The sequence below is a fragment of the Bradyrhizobium sp. OAE829 genome (assembly GCF_040546575.1).
Classification (GTDB): Bacteria; Pseudomonadota; Alphaproteobacteria; order Rhizobiales; family Xanthobacteraceae; genus Bradyrhizobium.
On record NZ_JBEPOE010000001.1, the window covers coordinates 4,023,067 to 4,049,188 of the forward strand.

Annotated in this window: 21 protein-coding genes; 6 read left to right on the forward strand and 15 right to left on the reverse strand. The window is 62.4% G+C overall.

Translation table 11 applies throughout. The features are described from left to right. Position 1: 1 nt before the first annotated feature. The 14 genes from ABIE49_RS19495 to ABIE49_RS19560 all read right to left on the reverse strand — a co-directional run bounded on the left by ABIE49_RS19495 (position 2) and on the right by ABIE49_RS19560 (position 16,385). On the reverse strand, positions 2 to 1,681 hold the full coding sequence (locus ABIE49_RS19495; protein WP_192740554.1) for a xanthine dehydrogenase family protein molybdopterin-binding subunit: 1,680 nt from the start codon (positions 1,679 to 1,681) through the stop codon (positions 2 to 4). Positions 1,682 to 1,691: 10 nt separating this feature from the next. After that, entirely contained in the window at positions 1,692 to 2,174 is a 483-nt protein-coding gene (locus ABIE49_RS19500) for a (2Fe-2S)-binding protein (protein WP_192740553.1), read from the reverse strand. 11 nt (positions 2,175 to 2,185) lie between these two features. Next, entirely contained in the window at positions 2,186 to 3,010 is an 825-nt protein-coding gene (locus ABIE49_RS19505; RefSeq protein WP_192740552.1) for an FAD binding domain-containing protein, read from the reverse strand. A gap of 8 nt (positions 3,011 to 3,018) precedes the next feature. Next, positions 3,019 to 3,462, reverse strand: coding sequence for an SRPBCC family protein (locus ABIE49_RS19510; protein WP_192740551.1), 444 nt, complete (start codon positions 3,460 to 3,462; stop codon positions 3,019 to 3,021). 3 nt (positions 3,463 to 3,465) lie between these two features. After that, positions 3,466 to 3,903: an SRPBCC family protein gene (locus ABIE49_RS19515; RefSeq protein ID WP_192740550.1), complete on the reverse strand. Its 438-nt coding sequence runs from the start codon at positions 3,901 to 3,903 to the stop codon at positions 3,466 to 3,468. 4 nt (positions 3,904 to 3,907) lie between these two features. Next, complete coding sequence (locus ABIE49_RS19520) at positions 3,908 to 6,814, reverse strand: flotillin family protein (protein WP_192740549.1); 2,907 nt, start codon at positions 6,812 to 6,814, stop codon at positions 3,908 to 3,910. Between the two features lie 39 nt (positions 6,815 to 6,853). Then, on the reverse strand, positions 6,854 to 7,687 hold the full coding sequence (locus tag ABIE49_RS19525) for a phosphoenolpyruvate hydrolase family protein (RefSeq protein ID WP_192740548.1): 834 nt from the start codon (positions 7,685 to 7,687) through the stop codon (positions 6,854 to 6,856). Between the two features lie 11 nt (positions 7,688 to 7,698). After that, positions 7,699 to 9,960 carry an ABC transporter permease gene (locus tag ABIE49_RS19530; RefSeq protein ID WP_192740547.1) on the reverse strand — a complete coding sequence of 754 codons (2,262 nt, stop codon included), beginning with the start codon at positions 9,958 to 9,960 and terminating at the stop codon, positions 7,699 to 7,701. Then, the gene (locus tag ABIE49_RS19535; protein ID WP_192740571.1) at positions 9,947 to 10,729 is read right to left on the reverse strand and encodes an ABC transporter ATP-binding protein; all 783 of its coding nucleotides are present in this window, start codon (positions 10,727 to 10,729) and stop codon (positions 9,947 to 9,949) included. The genes ABIE49_RS19530 and ABIE49_RS19535 overlap by 14 nt, the downstream gene beginning before the upstream one ends. A gap of 23 nt (positions 10,730 to 10,752) precedes the next feature. Continuing rightward, positions 10,753 to 11,814, reverse strand: a complete 1,062-nt coding sequence (locus tag ABIE49_RS19540; protein WP_192740546.1) for a branched-chain amino acid ABC transporter permease — start codon at positions 11,812 to 11,814, stop codon at positions 10,753 to 10,755. Positions 11,815 to 11,817: 3 nt separating this feature from the next. Then, positions 11,818 to 12,834: a branched-chain amino acid ABC transporter permease gene (locus ABIE49_RS19545; RefSeq protein ID WP_192740545.1), complete on the reverse strand. Its 1,017-nt coding sequence runs from the start codon at positions 12,832 to 12,834 to the stop codon at positions 11,818 to 11,820. 140 nt (positions 12,835 to 12,974) lie between these two features. Next, positions 12,975 to 13,811 (reverse strand): AraC family transcriptional regulator, encoded by an 837-nt coding sequence (locus ABIE49_RS19550; protein WP_192740544.1) that lies wholly within the window; start codon positions 13,809 to 13,811, stop codon positions 12,975 to 12,977. A gap of 136 nt (positions 13,812 to 13,947) precedes the next feature. After that, positions 13,948 to 15,003, reverse strand: a complete 1,056-nt coding sequence (locus ABIE49_RS19555) for a dehydroquinate synthase/iron-containing alcohol dehydrogenase family protein (RefSeq protein WP_192740543.1) — start codon at positions 15,001 to 15,003, stop codon at positions 13,948 to 13,950. A 116-nt stretch (positions 15,004 to 15,119) separates the two neighbouring features. Then, positions 15,120 to 16,385, reverse strand: a complete 1,266-nt coding sequence (locus ABIE49_RS19560) for an ABC transporter substrate-binding protein (RefSeq protein ID WP_192740542.1) — start codon at positions 16,383 to 16,385, stop codon at positions 15,120 to 15,122. A gap of 1,454 nt (positions 16,386 to 17,839) precedes the next feature. Here ABIE49_RS19560 and ABIE49_RS19565 point away from each other — a divergent pair. From ABIE49_RS19565 to ABIE49_RS19575, 3 genes are all read left to right on the forward strand, one after another. After that, complete coding sequence (locus tag ABIE49_RS19565) at positions 17,840 to 19,435, forward strand: MBOAT family O-acyltransferase (RefSeq protein ID WP_354067552.1); 1,596 nt, start codon at positions 17,840 to 17,842, stop codon at positions 19,433 to 19,435. Between the two features lie 37 nt (positions 19,436 to 19,472). Then, positions 19,473 to 20,402, forward strand: coding sequence for a hypothetical protein (locus ABIE49_RS19570; RefSeq protein ID WP_192740540.1), 930 nt, complete (start codon positions 19,473 to 19,475; stop codon positions 20,400 to 20,402). Between the two features lie 506 nt (positions 20,403 to 20,908). Beyond that, positions 20,909 to 22,066: a tyrosine-type recombinase/integrase gene (locus ABIE49_RS19575; RefSeq protein WP_192740539.1), complete on the forward strand. Its 1,158-nt coding sequence runs from the start codon at positions 20,909 to 20,911 to the stop codon at positions 22,064 to 22,066. Here the strand turns inward: ABIE49_RS19575 and ABIE49_RS19580 are convergent. Beyond that, complete coding sequence (locus tag ABIE49_RS19580) at positions 22,055 to 22,774, reverse strand: hypothetical protein (RefSeq protein ID WP_192740538.1); 720 nt, start codon at positions 22,772 to 22,774, stop codon at positions 22,055 to 22,057. The two genes, ABIE49_RS19575 and ABIE49_RS19580, sit on opposite strands and share 12 nt — an antisense overlap. A 121-nt stretch (positions 22,775 to 22,895) precedes the next feature. On the opposite strand from ABIE49_RS19580, the gene ABIE49_RS19585 reads away from it, so the two are divergent. From ABIE49_RS19585 to ABIE49_RS19595, 3 genes are read left to right on the forward strand one after another with little or no spacing between them, the layout of a single operon-like run. After that, positions 22,896 to 23,156, forward strand: a complete 261-nt coding sequence (locus tag ABIE49_RS19585) for a helix-turn-helix transcriptional regulator (RefSeq protein ID WP_192740537.1) — start codon at positions 22,896 to 22,898, stop codon at positions 23,154 to 23,156. After that, positions 23,153 to 24,160 carry a hypothetical protein gene (locus tag ABIE49_RS19590; RefSeq protein WP_192740536.1) on the forward strand — a complete coding sequence of 336 codons (1,008 nt, stop codon included), beginning with the start codon at positions 23,153 to 23,155 and terminating at the stop codon, positions 24,158 to 24,160. The genes ABIE49_RS19585 and ABIE49_RS19590 overlap by 4 nt, the downstream gene beginning before the upstream one ends. Further along, positions 24,157 to 26,073 (forward strand): DNA cytosine methyltransferase, encoded by a 1,917-nt coding sequence (locus ABIE49_RS19595; RefSeq protein ID WP_192740535.1) that lies wholly within the window; start codon positions 24,157 to 24,159, stop codon positions 26,071 to 26,073. Before ABIE49_RS19590 ends, ABIE49_RS19595 begins: the two co-directional genes overlap by 4 nt. Positions 26,074 to 26,122 lie beyond the last annotated feature (49 nt).

The following is a 26,122-nucleotide window of genomic DNA, read 5'->3' on the forward strand; positions in this document are numbered from 1 at the left end:
CTCAGCGCCTCCGTGTGAACACCGACGAGAACCGCGCCGCGCCGTGTTGTGGTGGCGCCGGCGCATTCGGAACCGGCGGCGCCGGAGCCGGCAAGGGCGCACCATCAGCTGGCTGCGCCGGATAATTCGGCAGTGCTGCTGCCGGCTGATGCGCCGGCGGCGGCTGATAGACCGGCACGGCGGGCCGAGGCTGATGCGCCGGTAGCGGTGCCGCGCCCGGCGTCAGTTGTGGCGGCGCCTGCCGCGTCTCCGGCCGGCCGATCCGGCCGCTCTCATCGGTCACCGTGGGCGGTATAGCCGCGCGCGGGCCGCCGCCGCCGCTCAGCGACGAAGCGCGCCGCGCGGTCTCGCTCAAAGGCCAGTTCACCTTCTCGGCCACGACCTGCACGCATTCGATCAGCGCGGTGTTGTGCGCGACGCGGCGATGCGCCTTCATGTCGCCGTCGCGATAGGCGTTGAGGATGCGGAACTCCATCGGGTCGATGCCGACCAGATGCGCCAGCTTGTCCATCTGTACCTCGATCGAGAAGTCCACCCCGGTGACACCGAAACCGCGCATCGCGGTCGCCGGCACGCGGTTGGTGAAGACGCAATAGGCGTCGCCGCGCACATTCGGGATCGTGTAGGGCCCCGGCATGTGCGCTACGCATTTGACCACGCCATAGCTGGTCAGCCGCGTATAGGCGCCGGCATCGAAATAGGAAGTGATCTGCCGCGCGACGATACGGCCGTCGCGCATCACGCCGTCCTTGATGACGTGCCGCTCGGCGCCGCGCGGCGAGGCGAACTGCATCTCCTCCTCGCGCCCCAGCACGTAACGGACCGGCCGCCCGGTGAGAATCGCGCCGAGCACCGCGAGCGGTTCGGTCAGCGAGTCGACCTTGCCGCCAAATCCGCCACCGACGGTACCGCCGATGAAATGCAGCCGGTTGGATTCCAGCGCAAGGATTTTCGCGGTGGTGCCGAGCGAGAAGAACAGGCCCTGCGCGCAGGAATGCACGACGTAGCGGTTGTTGGTTTCGGGCGCGGCGATGGTGCCGTTGGTCTCGGTCGAGGCGTGCTCGATCGGCGACATCTGGTATCGCTCCTCGAGCACGTGATCGGCGGTGCGGAACGCCGCCTCGACATCGCCGAAGCGCAGCTTCTGATGGTCGTATTTGTCGTGATACTCGAAATAGTTTCCCGGATAGGTCTCGTTGACGACGACCGCGCCCGGCTTCAGCGCCTCCTGCACGTCGAACACCGTGGGCAGCGGATCGTAACTGACCCGAACCAGCTTGACCGCGGCCAGGGCTTCCGCCTCGCTGTCGGCAATGATGGCGACGATCGGCTCGCCCTTGTAGCGCACCTTGTCGACCGCCAGCGTCGGCTCATCGTCCTTGCCGAAATCGATCAGACTGAGCAGCGTGTTCTTGTTGAGCGGAACGTCTTGTCCCCGGAACACGCGCTTGACACCAGGGGCGCGCTCCGCGGCCGTCACGTCGATGCTCCGGATCCGGGCGTGATGATGTGGCGAGCGCACGACCTTCAGATGCAGCAGGCCGTCAAAGCCGTGATCGTCGAAGAAGCGGGTGCGGCCGGTGACATGCCCCAGCATGTCCTGGCGCTGCTCGCCCTTGCCGATCACGTTGAGATTGTCGTCGCGCTCGTCGGCGAACAGATCCTTGCGAAACTCCAGCATCGGGATCTCCTCAGGCGCGGCGGACGCCGCGCTGCTGCGCGGCGGCCAGGATGGCGTTGATGATCGGCTCGTAGCCGGTGCAGCGGCAGACATTGCCGGCAATCGCCTCGACCACCTCGACACGTGTCGGGTTCGGATTGCGATCGAGCAGCGCCTTCGCCGCCATCAGCATGCCGGGCGTGCAGAAACCGCACTGCGCCGCGAAATGCTCCATGAAGGCGGCCTGCAGCGGATGCAGCGTCGGCCCATCGGCGAGCCCGCTTGCGGTTTCGATCGATCGCCCCTCGCAGGTCACGCTGAGCGTGAGACAGCCCAGTCGCGGCTCGCCGTCGACCAGCACGGTGCAGACGCCGCAGGTGCCCTGGCCGCAACCGAACTTCGGGGCGAAATCGCCGAGCCCGCGCCTGATAGTGCCAAGCAGCGTTTCCGCGGGCTCGACGAACACGGCACGATCAGAGCCGTTGAGACGAAACTGTACAGGCATCCGGGCCATTCTGCGTTCCTTCAGGATGTCTCGCCGGCAAGCAGCCGGCCGAGATGCACTGGCAATACTTCGCGGCGATACCATTCCGAGGCGATCGCATCGGTCGCGGGCTGCGTGCCCTCGAGCGCCGCGGTCTTCGCTGCAGCAATGGTGGCGGCGTCCAGGCTGCGGCCTTCCAGCACGCGCTCGACCGCCTTGGCGCGCAGCGGCGTCGGCCCCATCGCGCCGTAGGCGATCCGCGCGCCGCTGATCCGTCCGCCGTTTTGCGGCAGATGCGCCGCGATCGACAGCACCGAGACGCCCTTGGGCCGCACCCGGGCGACTTTGACGAAGCGAAACGCATCGGCGCCGGCCGGGCGGCTGAAGCCGACCGAAGCGACCAGTCCCACCCCGCCCCGCGCCCGGTTCGCCAGCATCTCCTCCAGCGGCATTACCCGCGCGCCGCCGAAGCCGGCGTGCAGCGTCACGACGGCGTCGAGCGCCAGCAGCGCGGTGGTGAAATCGCCATAGGGCGTCGCGGCGAACAGATTGCCGCCGATGGTCGCCGTGGTCCGCACCGCGGGACCGCCAATGCCGCGCGCCGCCGCGTGCAGGTAGGACAGGTCGCGGCTGGCCAGCACCATCGCCATGGTGACGCCGGCGCCGAGTTCGACGCGTGCACCGCCGGTGTTCATCGCCAGCAGCGCCGGATCCACCGCGCGCAGCAACGTGCCTTCCGTCATTACGCCTTCGTTGATATCGCGCACCAGCAGCGTGCCGCCGCCGAGCAGCTGCGCGCCGCGGTCGCTGGCCAGGATAGCAGCGGCTTCCTGCAATCCCTGCACGATGCGGACATTGACGGGCATGGCGTTTCCTAACTTGCGAGTTCGGGCAGCTGGCGGACCGCCGCGATGCCATTTGAATAGACTTCGTTGCCCACGAGGTCGGCGAGCTCTGTCTCGCGCCCGGCCGGCGTGGTGAACCGGCCCTCCCAATGCCAGAAGCTGCGATTGCCGTCGGTGACCGGCAGCAGCCGGACATGGGCGACGTAGTTGAACAGCGGAATCGGCGTCTCCAGCAGGCAGTAGCTGAAGGTCATTTCCAGGTCCGACAAGGCCAGCAGTTGCTCGCGCAGTTCGGCGCCGTCCTGCATCGTGAAGCGGCGGATGCAGCCGATCTTGTCGGACGGATAGCCGCGCTCGATAGTGCTCTTGGCGACGATCGGATGCCAGGACTCATGGCCGTTGAAGTCGCGCAGCACCGCCCACAGCCGCTCGACCGGGGCGTCGATGATGGTGCTGCGAACCACCCGCGGCATGGCTCAGGCTCCGAAGGCGCGGTTGAGCGCGTCAAAACCGGTCTGGAACACATTGCCACCGACGCCGCCGACCAGGTCTGCTTCCAGCTCCGGTGCGCAGTCGAAATCGGCGCTCCATTCGATGAAGGTGCGGTCCTGATCGGTGACCGGAGTCAGCCGCAGCGTGGCGACGTAGTTGGTCAGCGGCATCGGCGAATCCAGGATCGAATAGGTGCAGACCATGTCGAAGTCCGACAGGCCGAGCAGCTTTTCGCGCAGCCGGTCACCGTTGCGCAGCGCGAACGCCCTGACGCAGCCGACCTTGTCGGCCGGCTCGCCGTTCTCGATCCGGCTCTCCGCGATGCCAGGATGCCAGTTCGGCAGGCCGTTGAAGTCGCGCACGCGCGCCCAGACCTTGGCCGCCGGCGCATTGATGACGCTGGATACATAGACGCGGGCCATCCGATTACTCCTTGCCCTTGCCTTTGTCGCCGCGGCCCGATGGCTTGCGCTCGCCAGGCCCCGCCTCCGCGACGGCTGGCCCGTCCTTCGGCTTGGGCGGCAGGGCTTCCTTGCCGACGCGCTGCAGGTCGCTGGCCTCGCGCATCAGCCCGCCCATCTTGGCGAGGTTGCCGCCCTCGATCCCGATTTCCTTCAGCACCTGATCGATCAACGGCGCCTGCACCCGGTAGCGCAGCGCCGATTCGATCACCTCGTCGGTCGGCGTGCGCGAACTGCCGCCGCCATTGCCGGCCATGCCGCCGAGCCCGTCGACATGCAGGATGCGGATGCCCTCGATCTTCTCCATCGGCTTGACGCTTTCGCGGACGATGCCCTCGATCCGGTCCAGCAGCCGGCGCCGGAACAGGCCGTAGCGCGCCTCGTCCGTGAGCGCGTTCTCGGCTTCGTAGAGCAGCTTCTGCGCTTCGGCGTCGACCGCAGCGCGGATCGCATCGGCCTCGGCTCCAATTCGCTTCTCATCGGCGTTCTTTCTCGCCAGCATGATCTCGACCGTGGTACGCCGCTTGGCGTCCTCGCTTTCGCGCACCGTCTTGACGATCTCCTCAGCCTCAACCGCCTTGGCTTTCGCCATCTCCGCCTTCACCTGGGCTGCGGATTCCAGCAGCGACTTCTCGAAGATCGCGATCGCCTTGTCCATGACAGCGCTCTCGACCTCACGCTCGCGACCGACCTCGAGCTTGCGCAGGTCGAGGTCGCGGCCGATACGGGCCTCGTCGAGGCCGCGCTCGGAGGCGATGCGCGCGCGTTCGATGTCCTCGCGCGCCGCGATTTCGGATTCCTGCAGTGCCTGGTTGCGCGCGATGTCGAGCTGTTCGAGCGCCTTGCGGCGCTCCAGCCGCGCCACTTCCAGCTCACGCTCGCGCGTGATGTCGACCTTCTCGACCTCCTGGCGCGCATTGATCTCGGCTGCACGCACGGCACGGTCGGAATCGACCCGCTCGATCTTCCGCGCGGAGATCGCGATGACGCGCTCCTCTTCGGCGATCTCGACAGTCTTCTTCTGATCGATCTGCAGCACTTCGCGGCTCTTCGACGCCGCGATCCGCCCCCTGTCGATCGCAAGCTCGGCCTCGATGCGACTGACCTCGACCGCATCGCGCTTCTTGATTTCGGCGGTCTCGATTGCCTTGTTGCGATCGATATCGAGGCTGCGGATTTCGAGATCGGAGGCGATGCGCGAGGCGGCAACCGCCTGCTCCTGTGCGATGCGAGCCGTCTCAGTCGCCTCACGCGCGGCGATCTCGGCGCCTTCCAGCGTCTTGGTCCGTGCGATCTCCTGCGACCGGGTTTCCTGTTCGGCGAGAATGCGATGCGCCGCGATTTCCTTCTCGTTTTCGATCCGGGCCGCCTCGACCGCATGCAGCGCGGCAATTTCGGCCTCGTCGATTGTCCGGTTGCGGGTAATGGTCAGCGCGCGGACCCGCTCCTCCTGGACGATGCGGGCGGACTCCACCAGCTCCTTCGCCGCGATGGTCTCCTGCTGGACGGTACGATCACGGACGATCTCGCGCGCCAGCCGCTTTTCCTCCGCGGCGAGGCGGCTGGCGATGATCGCGCTGTTGCGGGCGATCTCAGCGGTTTCGGTGGCAAGCCGCGCGGCGATGTCAGCCTCCTCGATAGACCGCCGCTTCGCGATGTCGAGGCTGGAAATCCGCTGCTCGTTGGCGATCCGGTCAGTGCTGACGGATGCCTCCTGCGCGATCCGGGCGCGCTCGGTGGATTCGCGGGCGGCGATCTCGGCGGCCTGCAGCGCCCGCAACTGCTCGATCTCGCGCTCGCGGATCTCGCGGTCGGCGGCGATGCGGGCCTCCTTGATCAGCTGGTCGTTGGCGATCCGCGACTTCTCCACCGTCTCGCGCGCGGCGATCTCGGCCTGGTCGACGGTCTGGCTGCGCTCGATCTCGCGCTGGCGGACGTCGCGCTCGGAGGCAATCCGCGCCTCGCTGATGGCGCGCTCATTGCCGATCCGCGACTTCTCGATTTCCTCCCGCGCGGTGATCTGGGCCTGCTCGGCCTCGGTGTCGCGCATCGCGCGTTCGCGGGCGATTTCGGCGCGCTGCACGGCGCGGCGCACCTCGACGTCGCGCTGCTGCTCCAGTCGCGCCAGTTCGCTCTCGCGCTCGATCTCGAGCGACTGCTTCTCGGCCTCGAGATTGCGCGAGCGGATCTTGATCATCGAATCCTGCTCGATGTCGTTGCGTGCCTTGCGCCGGCCTTCGATCTGCTCGATCAGATGGGTCAGGCCCTCGGCGTCGAAGCGGTTCGAGGCGTTGAAATATTGCAGGTCGGTCTGATCGAGATTGGTCAGCGCCACCGATTCCAGTTCGAGCCCGTTCTTGGCCAACGCCTCGGCGGCGGCCTCCTTGACCTTGGCGAGATAGACCCCGCGCTGCTCGTGCATGTCCTCCATCGTCATTTCGGAGGCAACCGAACGGATCGCCGAGACGAATTTGCCTGACAACAACTCGTGCAGAGTCTCCGGCTGCATGGTGCGCCGGCCGAGCGTCGAGGCCGCGAGCGACACCGCCTCGGCGGTGGCGCGGACGCGGACGTAGAAGTCGGCGTCGATGTCGACCCGCATCCGGTCGCGGGTGATGATGGCGTCGTCCTGGCCGCGATGCACCCGCATCTGCAGCACGTTCATGTTGACAGGCGTGATGTCGTGGATGAACGGCAGCACGAAGGCGCCGGAATCGATCACCACTTTCTCGCCGGCAAGACCGGTACGGACGAACGCCGCTTCCTTCGACGAGCGCCGGTAGAGCCAGTTCACCAGATAGACGACGATCGCGATCACGATGATCGCGACGATCAGCCAGAGAATGAGCGCTCCGATCAGCTGGCCTGACATATCTGTTCTCCCTTCACAAAGTGCTGTCGCATGGTCCGTTCAGCTGCGGCTGATGGCCTTGAATTTCCGGGTCTGCTCACGGATCGCGACTTCGACCGGCAGCCGCTCCATCGAGGAGGCGCCGTAGAAGCCATGGCAATGCCGCGAGTTCTTGATCACGAATTCGGCGTCCGAAGGTTCTGCGACCGGGCCGCCATGCACGAGGATGATCGCATCGGGCTTCACCGCGAGCGCCGCCGCCGCCCAGGTGTCCAGCATGGCCGGAACATCCTCGAGCTTCAGTGCGGTTTGTGCCCCGATCGCGCCGCCGGCGGTCAACCCGAAATGGCAGACAATGATATCGGCCCCCGCGCCCGCCATCGCTGCGGCATCGTCGGCCGAGAACACATAGGGCGTCGTCAACAGGCCCTTGGCTCCGGCCAACGCGATCATCTCGACTTCGAGCGCGTAGGACATGCCGGTTTCCTCCAACCCGATGCGAAAGCTGCCGTCGATCAGTCCGACCGTCGGAAAGTTCTGCACGCCGGAGAACCCGGCGGCTTTCACCTCGTCGAGAAAGCGCTCCATGCTGCGGAACGGATCGGTGGCGCAGACGCCGGCCAGCACCGGAGTTTTCTTCACGACCGGCAGCACCTCCGCGGCCATCTCCATCACGATCGCATTGGCGTCGCCATACGGCATCAGGCCGGACAGCGAACCGCGCCCGGCCATCCGGAAACGGCCGGAATTGTAGATCACGATCAGGTCGATACCGCCGGCTTCCTCGCATTTGGCCGACAGGCCAGTGCCGGCGCCGCCGCCAACGATCGGTTCGCCGCGCGCGATCATCGCGTGGAACCTGGTGAGAAGGGTCTGCCGATCGATCGCTGCCATGCTGTGATCCCCTACCGGCCTGCGGCGCGTGCGCGCGGCCGTGCGCCTTGCAGCGCGCGAAAATGCTGTACCAGCGCGGCCGCAAATGCCGGGCTGTTGATATGATGCGGAACGCGAACGAGCTGACGCGACGCCGTCTGCCGCACGCTCGCCTCCAGCGCGCCGAACAACGCCTCGCGCGCCGCAGTGTCGAAGAACGGCTTGCCCGCCTCGTCGAGGGCCGAGACCCCGCCCTCCGGCAGCAGGAAGCGCACCGGGCCTTCCATCAGATTGAGCCGCTCGCCGATCCAGCGGCCCATCGCGGCATTCTCGTCGGGCTGTGTCCGCATCAGGGTGACCTGCGGATTGTGCTGATGAAGCAGCCGCGTCCGGTAGCGCTCGGGGACGCTGTCGGGCGCACCGAAATTGACCATGTCGAGCGCGCCGACCGAACCGACATAGGGAATTCGGGTGCGGATGATGGCGCCGAACCGATCCTCGGTCGCGGGAAACACGCCGCCGAACAACAGGTCGGCGATTTCGGTGGTCGAGACGTCGATCACCGCCGGCACCAGGCCGCCATCGACCAGCTTCTCCATCGACTGGCCGCCGATGCCGGTGGCATGGAACACCAGGCATTCATAGTCGTCGCCAATCAGTTTCGTGACCTGCTGCACGCAGGGCGTGGTGACGCCGAACATCGTAAGGCCGACCAGCGGCCGCTCGCCGACGGCGTGGCGGCGCGGCGGCGGCGCCTTGCTCGCCTCCAGCCGTGCCCTCGCCATCCCGGCCATCGCCTGCGCGCCGTTCGCCAGCACCTGTCGCGAAATCGCATTCAGTCCCTGAACGTCGGTGACGGAATACATCATCATGATATCGGAGGGGCCGACATACGCCCGCGTGTTGCCGGACGCGACGGTGGAGATCATCAGCTTCGGCACGCCGACCGGCAGCGCCCGCATCGCCGGCGTCGCCAACGCCGTGGCGCCGGAGCCGCCGGCGGAAATCAGGCCGAGCAGCCTGACGCCGTCGCGGCCGGACTTGCCCTTCACCCAGCTCTCGAAAGCCTCCGCCATCGCCGCCACCGCAGCGCCGCGGTCGGCATTGAACACCCCGGCGGAACCGCGCGGGTGATGCAGCGCGATCTCCAGCGGCGGCACATCCGCGCCTGAGATCCGGCCCGTGGTCGACAGATCGACCAGCTTTACCGGCAGGCCCGCCGCCTTGATGATGTCGGCGATGAAGCGCAGCTCCTCGCCCTTGGTGTCGAGCGTACCGGCCACCGCGACGAACGGTTCGTTGAGACCACCTACGCTGCGCCCGACCTTGCGCTCGGATGCGGCGATCGCGGCGGCGACCGGCATGCGCGTCAGGGTATGCGCCGCTCCCTCGATCCGCGCTGCCGCAACATCGGCGCTCCAGCGGGTCGGCAGCACCGGGTTCGACAAATAGACCCGGATCGGCGCATCGGTGCGTGTCGGCGCCGCTGCGGCCCGGCGGCCGCCGGGTTCGCTCGCAGAAGCCGGCGGCGGTTCGATCCCCTCATGGCCATGGCGACCGACGCCGAGCAGGCGCTGCTGCAGGTCGCGATCGGCTGCCAGCCGCGCCGCCTCGATGACGCGATTGACCTGGCCGTTGACCATGATCGCGACCGTTTCGGAGATCTCGGTTGCCACGCCGATGTTCTGCTCGATGACGAGGATGGCGACGTCGCCTTCCTCGCTCAGCCGCACCAGCATGTCCTCGACATGAGCGACGATGACAGGCGCAAGGCCTTCGGTCGGCTCGTCCATGATCAAGAGCCGCGGATTGAGCAGCAACGCCCGCGAAATCGCCAGCATCTGCTGCTCGCCGCCGGAGAGCTGCGAGCCGGCGTTGTTTTTGCGTTCGGCAAGCCGCGGAAAGGTGTCGTAGACCCGCTCCCGCGTCCAGCCGCCGCGCGGCCCGCGCTGCGCCAGCCGCAGGTGCTCGTCGACACTCAGCGACCGCCACAGCCGCCTGCCCTGCGGCACATAGCCGATGCCGAGCCGGGCGATGTCGGTGGTGGAACGGCCGACCAGTTCCTCGCCAAACGCACTGATCGAGCCGCTCGACACCGGAACCAGGCCCATGATCGCCTTGCACAGCGAGGTCTTGCCCATGCCGTTGCGGCCGACAAGGCTGAGCACACCATCCTGCAAGGTCAGATCGACGCCCTGCAGCGCGTGCGAGCGGCCGTAATAGAGGTTCAGCCCGCTGACCTGGAGCGCCGGCAGCGTGCCGCGTAGCTGATGACGGCGGTCAGTGGCGGGCATGACCGCCTCCAAGATAAAGCTCCTGAACTTCCGGATCGGATTCGATCTCGTCGGACCGGCCTTCCTTGAAGATCCGGCCGTTGTGCATCATCGTCACGCTTTCGGCGACGCGCAGCGCGACATCCATGTCGTGTTCGATAATGATGAAGCCGATATGCGCCGGGAGCGAGGTCAAGATCGTCACCAGTTCGGCGCGCTCGGTTGGCGACAGCCCTGCCGCAGGCTCGTCGAACAGCACGAAGCGCGGCGCACCTGATAGCGCCAGCGCAACTTCGAGCTGGCGCTGCTGGCCATAGGCCAGCTCGCCGACCAAGCGGTCCTTATCGGCGGTCAGGTGCACAGCCTCGACCAGCATTTCCGCTGCTTGCACGAGTGCATCGTCGGGACGGGGCCGGACCAGCGAGAAGCGGTTTCGCGAAACACCGCAGCAGGCCAGATAGACATTGTCCATTACGCTCAGTCCGGTGAAGAGCGAGGATATCTGGTAGGTGCGGCGCAAACCCCGGCGGATGCGCTCATGAGGCGGGAAGACCGTCACATCCTCGCCAAAAAACCGGACCAGGCCCGCGCTGGGCAGAAAATCCCCGGTGATGCAGTTGAACAGCGTGGTCTTGCCCGCGCCATTCGAGCCGAGAACGGCCCGCCTTTCGCCCGGTTTCACCGAAAGCGTCACGTCCGATATTGCGGCCAGCGCGCCGAACATCTTGGTGATGCCGCGCAGTTCCAGCGCATTGCCGGAGCTGGCATTGCCGGTTCCGGGCAAGTTCATCCGGGAAGACACAACGGGCGCGTTCATGCCCCGCCTCCCGTCGTCGCGACCTTGCGCGCCGCTATCCTCGTGCGCCAGCGATCCCACAGACCCAGCACGCCATCCGGCGAGAACAGCACGATCGCCAGGAAGCCGATCCCGATGATCAGCTTGAAGCGATCCGCCGAGAACCCGAAAAAGCCGAGAATGTCGGTCGAGAACACTTGCAGCAACACGTAGATGAAAGCGCCGATAAACGGTCCGAGCGGACGGCGCATCCCGCCGACGACCGCGACCACGAGTACATCGATCGCGGAGGAAATACCGATCGTGCCCGGCGCGATCTGCGCATTCTGCCAGACCAGAAGAATGCCGCCCGTGGAGGCGAAAACGCTCGCCAGGGCGTAGGCCGCCACGCGATGGGCGGTCACGTTGAAACCCAGTGCCGCCATGCGGCGCGGGTTGTCGCGCACGCCCTGAAGCGCGAGCCCGAAGGGAGAGCGCGCGAGATAGACGACTGCGCCGTAGCAAAGCGCGGCGCAGGCGAGTGTGAGGTAGTAGAAAGGCAGGGGATCGCGCCAGTTCACACCGAACAGCTTCGGCGGCAACACGAGGTTGAACCCGGAATAGCCGTTGAAGATGGAGTAGTTCTGTCGTGTGAAATAGAAAAAGGCCGCCGCGATCGCGAGCGTGATCATGATCGTGTAGATGCCATCCGTGCGGACGGCGAGCGCGCCGCACATCGTCGCGAAGAGCGCCGCGATCAGGAAGGCGGCCGGAAGCACGATCCACCAGGAGAGACCGAGACTGACATTGGCCGCGCCGGACGGCCCAAGGATTGCGACCATGTAGCCGGCCAATCCCGCAATCGACATCTGCAGCAGGCTCACCATTCCGCCATAGCCGGCGAGGAACATCAGGCTGAGCCCGATCATGCCCAGAATGAAAGTCCAGCCCATGATCTGGAACAGCCAGAAATTGTTGGCCACGATCGGCAGCAACAGCAGGACTAACCCAAGGATCCACCAGGGGGCGGGAATGCGCTCGGACCACATCCGCTGGTCGGCGGGGCTGGCGAAACGAGGGGCTTGATCGGCAACCGACATGGCCTATCGCCTCGTTCCCAGAAGGCCCTGCGGCCGAAACGCCAGCACTGCCGCCATGATGAGGAAGGTGAGAACGATCGAATAGGTCGGCGCGTAGACGAACCCCATCTGCTCGGCCACCCCGATGATCAGCGCGCCCAAAGCCGCGCCGACGATCGACCCCATGCCTCCGACGATCACCACCACGAGGCTCGCCAGCAGGAAACGCGTATCCTCGCCCGGCGACAGCGACTGGAACGTGGCACCGATGATCCCCGCAATGCCGGCAAGCCCGGCGCCGAAGCCGAACACCGCCAGAAACACCAGGTGGATGCGTACGCCGGACGCGGCCAGCATCTCACGGTCGTCCACGCCCGCACGGATCAGCATGCCGAGCGCGGTGCGGTTCAGAACGAGCCACATCGCGATGCCGATCACGATTGCCGCGACCAGGATCCAGACGCGCACGGACGGGTAGCGCAGCCAGGTGACCACGCCGGTCGCATCGTTGATGTTGCTCACGAGGGGCAATTCCATCGGCCCCTGCAGGAACTGCGGAGCGAGGATCGAATACGATTGCCCGCCCCACCACCACAGCATGAGGTCGGCAAACACGATCGAAAGCCCGATGCTGACCAGCGTCTGGCGCAGCTCTTCGCCTTCCATTTTCGAGAAGATGAAGAACTGCATCAGGAGCCCGATCAGCCCCACGACGATGAACACGATCGGAAATGCCAGCAGCCACGAACCCGAGGCGGTCGCGACCTCGTAGCCAACATATCCACCGATCAGGAACAACGAGCCATGCGCGAGATTGACGACGCGCATCAGGCCGAAGATCAGCGTGAAGCCGGCGGCTACGAGGAAATAGAGCGCGCCAAGCGTGACGCCGCCCAAAAGGGCGTTCAGGAAGATTTGCTTGCGGCCCCAAACCGCCACCAGCTCGGGTGGCCAGGGGGCGAACACAAGACACAGGAACGCTGCGGCCAAGAGGAAAAAAATCAGGCTCCAGAGCGGATAGCGCTTGATGAAATTGTCCATCTCAGAACGGCCCAACAGCTTCCCGTGGCGGACTTCGCCACCGTTGGAATGAAGGCTAGATGGAAGTTGCCGGCCTGTCCTTTCCCGAACGTCTTTTCTCTAGCCCGAACGTCTCTTCTTTGGAGTGTGGCACCTCTTTTTCAGTGTGTGAGACCCGCGACGCTGCGCCGGTAGGCGCTCGGCGGCACGACGCCATTGGCGATGAAGAACCGCGAGAAGCTCGCCGGGGTCGCAAAGCCGAGATCGAGCCCGATTTCAGAAACCGTTTCCGTGCCTCCGGCCAATCGATCGATCGCGCGCTCCATGCGCAGGGCGTTGAGGAAGATCGTCGGGGGCAGACCCATCTGCTCGCGAAACAGCTTGAAGAAATGCGGGCGCGAAAGGCCGGCGTTCCGCGAAATCTGTGCAAGGTCGACGGGTTCACCGAGCCTCTCGCTCAGGAGGCTGATTGCGCGCCTCAGGCGGAAATCCCGCAGTCCCGAGCAATGGGCAGCCGGCCTGTCAGCCGCGCTCGTCCACTGCCAGGTTTGATCGAAGGCCGCCTGGGTGAGGGCACTGAGCCGGTCTTCGAAAGAGCCATCGCAGCCGCCATGGTCGGCGAGAAGCCGTGCGGTTTCCAGGACAAGCCGGGTGATGTGGTCGCTCATTTCGACGGTCGAGCGGCCGAAGCGCAGGATTTCGAAGGCCGTGTGGCTCGCCTCAACAAACCAGCCCGGGCGGATGTAGAGCACGAGCGTCAGCGTTGATTCCCGGCGGTCAACCGGCGCGAAATAATGCGGTTGCCATGGGCTGATTGCCGTTGCGCTGAAGGGCGTGAGCGGCAGGATCCTGCCATCGACAACCACGCTGGCGACCGGTCCGCTGACGTGGAAGATCAGGTGCCCTTCGCGATGGGCATGCGGCACCATCGGCCGATCCAGCTCATAGAGGCAAGCGCGCCCGAACGCACCATGTGCGACCGCGTGAGCAATACTCATCGGTTTCCTCCCCGCCCATCTTTGTGTGCGGTTTGGGAAGAATGTATAAGGAGATCGCGTTGTGACAACAGGCAAATTGCCCCGGCCGCCAGCGGTCCAGGCCGTTTGCCCCACGCCTTGTGCTGCTCGTTCGTGCTCACCAGGCGGCCTCGAGAATGCGGCGGCAGTCGCCTGGGGTCAGTCGCCGGGGATTGGCAAGGGCTCCGGGGTCGTTCGCGGCCATTTCCGCAAAACGGTCGAACTGAGCCGGATTGATCCCCATCTCCCGCAAGGAGGTCGGCAGGCCGATGGCGCGGGCGAACGCTCCGATTGCTGTGCTCAAGTGCGGCTCTGGCGTTGTTCTGGTGAAGGTTTCGGCCATGGCGGCGTATCGATCCCCCACCGCTTCGGTGTTGAAGTCGGCCATGGCCGCCATCAACGGCACATGGAGATCGCCTTGCAGGACGCCGGGGCCAAGTTCAGCCTTGATCGGATGCGCAAGCGCATCGACCCCGCCAACCGCTTTTTCCAGCGCGAGCCCGGCCGTCAATGCCGCGGCCATCAATTCGCGCTGCGCTTCGCGGTGACTGGGCGAAGCAAGCGCCACCGGTAGCCACCGCGTGAGCCGCTTTGTGGCCTCCAGCGCAAGCGCGTCTGCCGGCGGGTGGTAGACGGGGCTGGCATAGGCTTCGATGGCATGGACCAGCACCTCCATGGCTGCGGCGGCGAGGCGCCGTGAGGACGCTCCCTCAAGCACCGTCGGATCGGCGATGACCCGGTCGGGGCGCGGGCAGGTGACCGGCTGGCCCTCCCCCAGGCGCACCCGCCGCGCCAATCCGAAATCGCAAAGGCCGGCAGGAACCGCGATCAGCGTCAGGCGTTCGCCGCGCCGCAACGCATGCTCCGCAACGAGACGCGCCTGCCCGACGGCCGCAGATCCACCCACGGCGATGAGCGTGCCGGTCCGGATGTCGCTCATGGCGCTCATAATCCTGGCGGTTGCGTCTGCATGAGGGCTGGCACGATCGGTCCGCGCCAGGCTGATCACCGTCTGGCCGAGTGACTCCTGCACGCGCGCGCAAACGGCCGCGCTTCCCGGTTCGTTGTCAACGAGTACCAGCGCCCGAGCGAGCGGCCCCACCTCCTCGGGAAGCGCATCCTCGATCGCGGCTTCGGCGAAATGGGTGCGCGTGAGATAGTCGATGAGAGTCATCGAAAGACACTCCCGGCGTTTCCGCCGCATGGAGTCCGCAATGGCGGAATTCCCGAAGGAGGCGATGGCCGGCTGAGAGCGCCGGCCACCGAAGATGACATCAGGAGCAGGCGCGCTCAGCCGCCCGCGCGCAGCTTGGCGCAGTCAACCGCGTCGCGTGCCGGCAGTCCCAGGGCCTTGAACTGGGCCGTGGTCATGCCGAGCGTCTGGTTCACGTTTTCGGTCTTGGCCACCATCTTGCTGGTCAAGTTGCCGTCCGGTCCATCGACCACTTCGTTGACGAACACCGTTCCGGTCGCCTGCCGGTTTTCGTTCAGCGTGATCTTGCCGATCGGGCTGTCGAGCTGAAGCTTGTTGAGCGCTTCCTTGAACTTTGCCTGCCCGTTCGACAGATCGCCGCCGGCCGCTTCGAGCCCTTTGATGGCGGCCTGCGTGGCGACGTAGTAGCCGAGACCGAACAGCGACGGCGACGGCAGGCGCTGGGCGGCGGGGAAGGTGTCCTGATAGAGCTTCACATACGAGGTCCATGCCGGGTCGGTATTGTCGGCAGCGAAGGGGCCGGAGGTCGGCGTGCCCTTCAGCACGTCTTTCGCTTTACCTTTCGCCGTCAGAACCGTCTGGTCGGCCATGATGGTGCCGCCGATCAGGCGGGTCTTTTCACCGGCCTGCTGGTATTGATTGAGGAAGTTGATCGCATCCGTGCCGCCAAGGCCCAGGTAGATCGCATCCACATTGTCCGGCAGCTGCGCGATGATCCCGCCGAAATCCGATTGGCCGAGCGGCTGCCAGAACCGCTGGACGATGTCGCCGCCCGACTTGCAGAAATCCACCGCAAAACCCATGAAGTTCGTGTAGCCGAAAGAGTAATCGGCGGCGATCGTTGCCACCTTCTTCCAGCCCTTCGTCTTCACGACGTAGCCGCCGAGGCCGTAGCCCCATTGCGAGCCGTCGAGGTTGAAGCGGTAGAAGTTCGCCGCCGGATCGACCCATGTCGTCTCGAGCGCGCCGGAAATGCCGTTGATCACCACCTTGTCGGGGATGGTCTTGGCGAAATCGCGCATGGCGATGCCTTCCGAGCCGGAAAGCGGGCCGATGATGAAGTCGACCTTGTCCTGTTCAATAAGCTTGCGAGCCATGCGGACCGTCGTGTCGGGTTTGGTATCCGTCGGAGCGACGACGGTTTCAATCTTTTTGCCGGCAATGGTGTTGTTCACCTGCTTGAGAGCCAGTTCGACATTTCGGACACCATCCTGGCCACCGGTCGCGAAGGCGCCTTCCAGCGCCACCAGAATGCCGATCTTGATGGTGCCGGTCTGGGCGAGAGCTGCGCCGGGCAGCATAAGGGCAGCCACCGCGACGGCGCCAAGCAAAGACTTGCGCATTGTTGTCCTCCCTCTGACGCGGAAGAGCGAATCCGGCAACCACGCCGGACCTTCCTCATGTGCGTCTCCTAACGCGCCCCTGGTGGGCGCCTTCAGGAAAGCTGCCGATCAAAGCCCAAGCCGCCAATATCCAAGCGTCTCATTTTCGCGGACGCTGTCATGCGCGGGCAGCGCAGCATCTCTCCGACTGCGAGCTCTCCCCTCCCCGGCGGCACGGCGCTTTGATTGGCTTTGTCAGAAGGGTAGCGCGGCTCCAACCGGCGATCTGCTGCCGCGGCACGTTCAACTGATCGGCGCGACACACTCATCTTTTGGCAACAAGGCGCGTCGCCTCTACTACTCATCACTGCTCATCCGCTGTGCGGCTTGAGACGATCTGGATAGGTACGTACTGATTACCCAATTCCTCCTCACCGCGCTGCGGAAGGCGGACACAGATTTACGATCCCGCAGCGCGATGCGCTCAAGGTTTGTACGTAACGTTCGCACCTCTCGAACAAGAGAGGGCGCAGGGAATGCCGGATGCGCGCTGCACCCGCGATCTCGTGTGCGAATTGTGCAAAAGAAGCTGCACACGAGCATACAGGGCAGCGGAGAACATCCGACATTCCCTGCGCAGTGGCTTTACGACTTATGACGCGCTCTCCCCGGTGAGACGGCCTCTATTGCCACCGTCACCCCTCAGAAGCGTTAGCTTCTTCAGAGCTTGACGCCGTTACGGGCGCCAGGACCACACGCTTTCGCCGTACGCCTTTGCCGCGACCGTCAATCGCAACATCAGCGTCCACCGCATCCCCGCCCCTCGTCATGACGACGGCCGACGCCCCTCTGAGTGGGACGGGATGGGCATAGATGTGCAGGTGATTTGGGGTGGAAGGGAAGAGAAATCTTTTTGATTTTCGGAATTTTTGGACTTGACACGATTTCCGCAAACCAGAAGTGATTTGCCCGACGCGCCTCCGGCCGGGCTGCCCGCGCACCCGGCTTGAGGTGATTTTGGAAGCCGCCGAGAGACAAAGCGCGCGCTAGCAGACCTTCAGCGTGCGACGGGTCGATGCAATTGTATGTCGCGCGTGCGTAACGATATTGGCGGCGGGATGCCGGGACGGCGTGAGTGAAAGGAGCTTTGAGACTTGGTGGAGCTGCGATGTCACTGGCGAACGCGCGAGCAAAAAGTTTATGAGCTGGCTGCGAAAAAACGCAGTATCAGAATATCCCCCGCGGTATCAAATCAGATCCACCGCTCCGCATGAATCATGCGAAAACAGCCTCACGCGCCTTCGTTTGACGTTTGATACCGTGAATGTTTTCGTGGTAGTCGCGATATCGATCTAGGCACACATATAGTTTACCATAGGGTGTAGTCCAGCAGATGAGAGCATTTGGTGGAAGACCACGCGAGCGAGCTTGTTTGCACGGCGGGTTGAAGCTGGACTTTAACCAGCTTGCTCGCGATGGGCTCGTCGAACCGGCTCGATTGCGCGGAATTCATTGGACGCATTCGTTCGCAACCGCAGGCATCTCGAAGAAGTTGGAAGACTGGCTTCGCATTCAGCCAGGCAGCCTCGACCAGCGCAATTTCCGAAGCTCCTACGTCGGGACGCCCCCGCGACCGCTTGGTAGACATGATGGGGTTTGCCCATCACTACCCCTGCTTGGAGGCTAACTCTTTGACTTTCACGTCGTGGCAATTTGCGGTGTTCGTGTCTGGGGTATTTGCCCTTTATTACTGGCCACTCGTTCGCCCGTATCAGGTCTACATCCTGGTAATTGCAAGCCTGTTCTTCTACGGATTCGGGCAACCGGAATTGCTGGCCCTGCTCGCGATAGCGGTCTTCGGAACCTACTTCTTTCTCTTGAAGGCCATGGTTCGACGTAAATTGTGGCTGCCGGCCGGCATTGCATTCAACCTCGCGTTATTAGCCTTTTTCAAATACAAATTACTGTTTGTCGATCCCTCCTCACCGGCACTCTCGGATGTTGGCGCGATTGACATCTTGCTGAAACTCCCGCTCCCAATAGGCATTTCGTTCTTCGTCTTCCACAACATCAGCTTGCTAGTGGACATGACGAAACGCACCGGCCCTGCCCCCTCCCAATGGGACGTGTTCCTTTACATTATATTCTTCCCGCAGCTCGTCTCCGGGCCTATCACGCGGGCGGAAAACTTTCTGCCGCAAATCCAGCCGAAGTTTATCAACGAAGTGCCGTTCGTCGAGGCGGCCAGATGGATTGTCACCGGCTACTTCTTCAAACTATTTGTCGCGAACAACCTCAACACGCTCACGACCAACATGGATTTTCCTCTATACCATGCGCTTCGAAGCAGCGACCGCTGGCTCTGCTTGTTCCTTTATAGCTATCAAATCTATGCCGATTTTTTCGGGTACTCCGCTATCGCGATCGGGCTGGGGCTGCTGTTCGGCTACCGCCTGCCAATCAATTTCAACTTGCCCTATATCTCGCAGTCGTTTGCTGAATTTTGGACGCGCTGGCACATTTCGCTGTCAACCTGGCTCCGCACCTATCTCTACATCCCGTTAGGCGGCAACCGCGATGGTAAAGGGCGGACGTACCTCAATCTAATGATCGTGATGGGCCTGGGTGGTCTTTGGCACGGCGCCGGATTGAGCTACCTGGCATGGGGGCTAATGCACGGCCTCCTTCTGGTGATCGAGCGTCCGTTCCTGCCCTTGATAGAAAAACTTGCAGCGATTGCCGCCCTGCGTCGCGTGATCGTTGCGGCTCGCATGCTTGTTGTTTTTCTATGCGTCTCCTTCTTATGGGTTTTTTTCAAGCTCCCGAATTTCGAGCATGCGATGGATTACATTTCTGGTATGTTTATCGATCAGTCCGTGCCTAGCCCTGCGCGCATTTACCGAAGTCTGGCGCTGATCTACGCGCTTCCAGTTCTCATACAGCATTTTATCACCTCGGAGAGGCTCGTTGCACTCCGGGGCAACCTGGATCCCATTGTGTATGGCGCGATGGCAGCTCTGATGCTAATCGAAGCTGGCCCCGACACAGCGTTCATATATTTCCAGTTCTAGGTTGGACATGGACCGTACTGCCTCGATGAGATGGTTCGTGAAGGCGAGCGCTGCATGTGCCGCAGTATTGGCAATGTGTTGGATAGCTCCTCGATTCCTCAATGACATCCCGGACTTTCCCGCGACCACGACGGATGAAATACAGTCCAGGATTGCCGATCGCTATCTCAACAGTCCAGTTGCTCCGATCGCGTTAACGGGCAGTTCGTTCACCGTGCGATTGCACGAAGAATTTTTTCGTAAACTTTACGTTCGAAATCTGGCGCTGCCTGGTGGATCTCCGTTGACCGGGGCAGCAATGATTGAGGCGGCTGCTGCTGTTCGGCCGCGGCTCATAGCTATCGAGACCAATACTCTTTCTCGCGGTATCGACCAGGCAATGGTTGAGAAGGTCCGCACGAGTAACGCGGAGCCTGCGCGCGCACCAATGACTTTCAGGCCCCTTCGCACATTAGCCGCGTTGTACCAGCAAAAGCTCGACGATTGGCGGCGCTTTGACAGAGATGACAAATCTGCGCTTCTTCGGCAATCGGCTTTGGAAGAGGCAATTCTACGAAAGCCGCCAGCCCCCGAATACAACCCGCTTGCGCTCGCTGCAATCCTGGCTGAGTGGAACAATCCGGATCACGATCAGATCATCCGTCGACATGTAGCCGAATTGAAGCACATCGTGGAAACGCTCGAGAAGCAAAGCATTTCGGTGTTCTTTTACGAACTTCCTCTGGGCCCCGCATTCGCGCGGTCTCGATATATGACAACGGGCCGGTCAGCGATGGCAGAGGCCTTTGGGCACGACCACGGCAAATGGTTATCATTGGACTATCCATCCGACGAGATCCGATGGACCGATGGAGCACATCTTGACGAACGGTCGGCTATCATCATAGCCCGCTCTCTGGAGAGAGCGATCGAGCGGAAAATAGGTAGCGAGGTGGTAAAGCGGACATCCTCAGACCTTGCCCGCTAGGTTGGAGTCGCCATTTCGAGGCCTAACCTGGAGTTTCCGAATGGCACGCGCGCGATTTGAAATATCGCTCAAGAGACATGGCGAGAGCCTCCGTCTCGACGGCAATGTAGGTTCGAGAGATGCGGGCAAATAAGCCTTCGTGGAGACGACATGACCGTCATTGTGTGACGTGACGCGACGCCGAAGATCGTCGGTCGACCCGAAGACATCGCAATTGCTGAGCTCAGGGAAATAAACGTACCACACGGTACCAGCCTCCCTGCGCTCCTATGGAGCTTCGGGAGACACCCTTGTCTTAGGTACGACCTGTTACCCATGTCTCCGGGCCGGACAGGCGAAGGGTGGCGGAGAGGGAGGACTTATAGTTACAGTCCAGCTTAGTCCAGCCAACTTCATTTAGATCATTGATCCCAATCACCTGCCCGTATTTTGCGTCCATTTAAGTCCAGAAGAATCCGCCAAAATCCAGATCTTTTTGTGGTATGGAATGTGGTATAACCCTCCACATGAAGCATCCCCAAAAGGCCCTGACTTCGGTCCGAATAAACAGCCTCGCTGCCCCTGGCCGATATGCAGATGGCAACGGGTTGTACCTGGTCGTCGACCCTTCGGGTGCAAAACGTTGGGTCCTTCGGATCGTGGTGCGAGGCACACGCCGTGACATCGGTCTCGGTGGATTGCGTGTCGTTTCCTTAGCAGAAGCTCGCGCAAAGGCCCTCGAATTTCGTCGGGTCGCCAGAGAGGGCGGCGACCCTATCGAAGAGAGGCGCAAAGCCAAAGCCGTTCCGACATTTGCGGAAGCGGCAGCCAGCACGATAGCGCAACACCGAGCGAGCTGGAAAAATGAAAAGCACGTCTCGGCCTGGACCAATACCCTGACGACCTACGTCTTCCCCGTGATGGGCGATAAGCGCGTTGACCAGATCGAGACTGCCGACGTGCTGCGGGCACTCTCGCCAATTTGGCTTTCGAAAGCAGAGACTGCACGGCGCATTCGCAGGCGTATTGCAACAGTTTTGGATTGGGCGAAGGCGGCAGGTTATAGAAGCGGCGACAACCCCGTAGACGGCGTCGGCAAGGGCCTGCCCCGACAAACGGAAAAGCGCGGCCATTTCGCTGCGATCCCATACAATGATGTTCCCCTGTTCGTTCGGAAGCTTCCCGATGTTCCGACCAATCTGTTTGCCCGCTTAGCATTCGAATTCCTGATCTTGACGGCGGCCCGAACGAATGAGGTGCTGAAGGCTGAATGGAATGAAGTGGATCTGGCGAAAGCTGTATGGACTGTTCCCGCAGACAGGATGAAGGCCGGCCGGGAGCACCGAGTGCCGTTGGCAGCAAGGGCCTTGACTTTGCTGCGCAGCGTTCATGGCAGCACGGACGGGTCCGCGCTCGTCTTTCCCAGCCGCAGCTTTGATGCGCCAATGTCAAACATGGTTTTCTTGATGATGTTGCGCAGAATGGGAGCAGCGTTCACCGCGCATGGCTTCCGATCAGCCTTTCGGGATTGGGCGGCTGAATGTACAAACTTTCCACGCGAAGTTTGCGAAATGGCGCTAGCGCATTCGATAAAGGATAAGACTGAGGCCGCGTACCGTCGCGGGGATCTTTTCGAAAAGCGCCGACAATTGATGGAAGCCTGGAACGATTTTCTAGCTTCGTAGCACGTTGAGTTTGGCTGCCCTTTGCTTTTTGTTTTTCGCGTTGTGATAACTATCCTTGCATTTCTCGCTGCAGAACTTTGCTCCAGACTTTTTGCTGAACCAATCACCGCAGGCTGCGCACTCGAAAGTGTTTACTCCGTTACTGATGCTTTCTAGCAATTGCAATTTTATAGCGTCGAGCAGGCACTTAGGTTCAAGGACCATCCGAACGCCATTTACCGGATCTGCCTCAATTTCCAATGTGCAGAGACTAGGCCTGACTTCCAATTCTTTGATTGACGCGTGCAACTGAGGCGACTTCTTGGCGTGATACCTTAAAATGTGGGCGCACCAAGAAGCCTCTTTCAAGCAGCGATCGATCTGATCCCCGGGAACATAGACGACCTCATTCAATTTCCTCCCATCAAGCATCAGAACACTGCTGGTGAAATGCGGCTTCGGTGAAGACGGCGTGAGCCCTTCGTCCGTCAAAGGTCCGTACAACTTCACAAAATCAAGTAGTAGTTGATCGTTTCTGACGTTGGCAAAAGCCCTGTAGAGATAGGGATAATCTTTGAGTGGATAATATTCATCGCCGGATTTGGCAATTGTGATTATCCGACGTCCGAATTCCCAACGCTCACCGTCGCCAGTTGTGAACGTACAGGGCTCGACAATTTCATAGTGGGAATAACGAGTCCAGACAAACTCCAAAAGCCGATGAAACACGGATCACACGCTCCTAACACGGTTTGCCGTGTAGTCCCCTAAGGCACCAAGCGAACGAGTATCGGTTCTGTCATGCTTTCGAGCATGAAGCCGCAAACTTCTTTTCGCATTGGAGGACTACATGAACACTTTGCTGACCAACCCCAAAAGAGACGCGCCACCCTCATCGGGACTGCGCCGACTGGTTTCTATCATCGGTCCGAACGGTCCGATACCAGTTTCCCGCTCTACCTGGTGGGCGGGAGTAAGATCCGGCCGTTTTCCGACTCCCGTTTACCTTGGGAATCGTCTGACCGCGTGGAGGGAAGAGGACATTCGCAAGCTCGTTGAGGAAGGCGTTCCGAGACCCGGCTTGGCCACCAGGAGTGGGGGCAAGCGATGAGCCTCGCGAATGACGCCGTGGGGCAAGCCCAGCTTATCGTTGACGCTGTGAGGCGGAACGACACGGCCCCTCACCCTACCGAGTCAGATGCAACGGCCGCCGCCGATCGGGTTGCCGAGCATTGGGTTAAAGCCGCCGAATTTGTCGTGCTGGCCTGCGCCTTCCTTGTGAGGGCGCTAAGCGCCTTTGCGGAAGACCGCGAGAAACTCGATGTCTTTCTGACGCGCTTGGTCGTCAAGCGGGTGTTTTCTGAAAACGATGTTCTCGCGCGACTGAAGGTCAACGGCAAATTGGCGATGCTGGGGAAGATCGGCCGCAACGCCGAGACCCTCTTGCTGCCGGAGGTCTTGCGCCACTTGCCGGCGCATTACTCGATTATCTACCAGATCTGCCTTTTGATCGAGCAGGTCGGTCTTGAACGGGCTGTAGCCGCCTTAGCGGGCCATCATGACACGACCCGCGAAGACGTGATTAAAATGCGCGCGGCACTGAAGGTTCCTGAGATAGCGCGGGAATCGGCCGCGCCACCGACGGTCAGCGATGGCGCGGCTGAGCTGTTCGCAGTGCGTTTTACGGCGGAACACGGACGTATTTTTGCAAACGACTACGCTCGCCCCGACACGCTTGATGAGTGCCTCCACCGTCCCCAACCGGCTGACAACGCGGGACTCACCGCAATCGTCCCGATACGGATGCTCGGCACATTCGAGCACAAACTCATGCCGCTCCTGGGCTTCAACACGTTCTACGGCGTCTTCCTCGTTGCCGCCTTGAACCAGCCCGAGATCACCGACCGTGACGTCGTTGTGGTGGCCAAACGCGGGAGCTTTAGGCCCCTGCCCATGATGACCTTTCCGTCTGATACGGGCAGCGTTGTCGAGCTCGCCGATTTCTTTTTTCCGGACTGCAGCATCAAGTGCCAGCTGTTCGCGGACGCGCGAGCCGACGGCTGGTCGACACACATCGGCGATGAAAACTGGCACGAGAGGCCGAGCGTCCGATGAGTGGGAACCTGCGCGAAATTCTGCGGGCCGAGATCCTCGCACAAAGCTCTTCCAGCCGTGTCGCCCTGTTGCTATCCGGCGGCGCGGACAGCTTCACGGTTGGTTACGTCTGCCAAGAACTTGGCAAAGACGTGGTCTCATACACCTATGAACTCGACGGCATTCCCTCGACTGAACGACCCGCTGCCGAGGCGATCGCACGTCACATGGGCTGGCCGCTCAGGATCGTTCGAGTACCCACCGCCGGCTTAAGAGCCACTTTCCTGCGTTTGCTGATCGAACATGGCTGCTCGAAGAAGACCCAAATCGAAGTCACGTATCCGATTGTCCACATGGTACCGGAAATTTCGGAAAGCGAAATCGCAACGGGTTGGAACTTCGACGATCACTACGGAAACACCCGTGAAGATATCCTTGAAATGGCGAGGCTGAAGCGCTCGGGACGTTCCGACGCTGAGCTCAAATCGCACTTCGACGATGCTCGCGACCAGAAGTACGCCAAGTCCGATTCGGAAAATTCACCGGACACTTTCTGGTTTGCAAACCGGATCGCTGAAGCCGCCGGCAAACGCCTGATCGACCCATCCAGGGCAGCTTCGGTCCGCCGGTACTTCCGCCAATTCTCGCATGACGACCTGTCGTCATCGGAAAAACCGGTTATCCGGGCGATCTTCGCCGATGCTTTCGCACGCCTTCCGAAAGGGCTGGTTACCAAGGGCGTCAAGCTGCAGAAGGGGGGCGGCGTCCATGAGCTGTTCCAAACCCTGGTCGACGACCCGATCATCAACCGGTTTGAGGCGCGGTATACGACGTTCGCCGCGCTCTGCAAGCGCTGGGCCGCGGAGGTTCGCGGGAAGCCGGAACAGTATTCTAAAGAGTTGGCTGAACTGCCTGGCCTGCGAAAAGCCAGCGTCATCCAAGCGCGCGGTGGCAACGTCCGACGACTGAAGATGGCCGACGTCATCGCGGCATCCTCGCGCAAGCTGTTCACGGTAGTTTCCCTGTTTGCGGGCGGCGGCGGGTCGTCGACCGGATACAGGCTCGCCGGCGGCGACGTCCGGGCGATCAGCGAGTTCGTGGCGGAAGCGGCCCGGAGTTATTCGAAGAACTTCCCGGACACCATTGTCGATACCCGGGACATCCGGGATCTCCTTCGCGACCCCGCTGAAGTGGTCGCCCTGCTGCGCGCGGTCGGGCTGGCGGTCGGCGAGCTCGACATCCTCGACGGTTCGCCGCCCTGTTCCGAGTTTAGTACGGCCGGCAACGGGCTGACCGAACCCGGTATCATGAAAGCCTACTCGGACCGGGCCCAGAAGGACATCTCTCTCCTTCCCTTCGACTTCGTCAGGTTTGCCCTGATCGCCCGAGCGAAAGTGGTGGTCATCGAGAACGTACCCGCCCTTGCCTCGCGCGGAAAGCCGATCTTCGAAGCCATCCTCAAGATGCTGGGTGCAGACTACGTCGTTGCTGCGCGCGTCTTGTCTTCGAGCGACTACGGGGTGCCGCAGAAGCGGCGCCGCTTGTTCATCCTCGGCGTTCGAAAAGACGTCGCCGAGGCGATCGAAGTCAGGGACGAAGTCGCGGTCTCGCGGCTCTTTCCCAACCCCACCCATACCGGGGTGACGGTCAGAGACGCATTCGCTGACCTGGAGCAGTCGGCCGAAGACGTCCGCCCGTGGCTGACTTCGGCGCTAACGACCTCGATCGCGACCGCCTCGGCCAAGCTACCCAAGAACCCGCCTCGCCTGTTGCGGCCCAATCACGTTGGGCTGTCGGTCACGCGCAACTTCACGCTGACGCGTTGTTCTTACGACCTACCTGCACCGACCTTGACGGTTACCGGGCAACAGCCGAGCGGCCTTGGTGGCGCGATCCACCCCGAGCACGACCGCAAGTTCACGTTACCCTACTGAAGCGCCTGACCGGCTTACCTGACGACTTCGTACTTTCGGGCACGCTCGG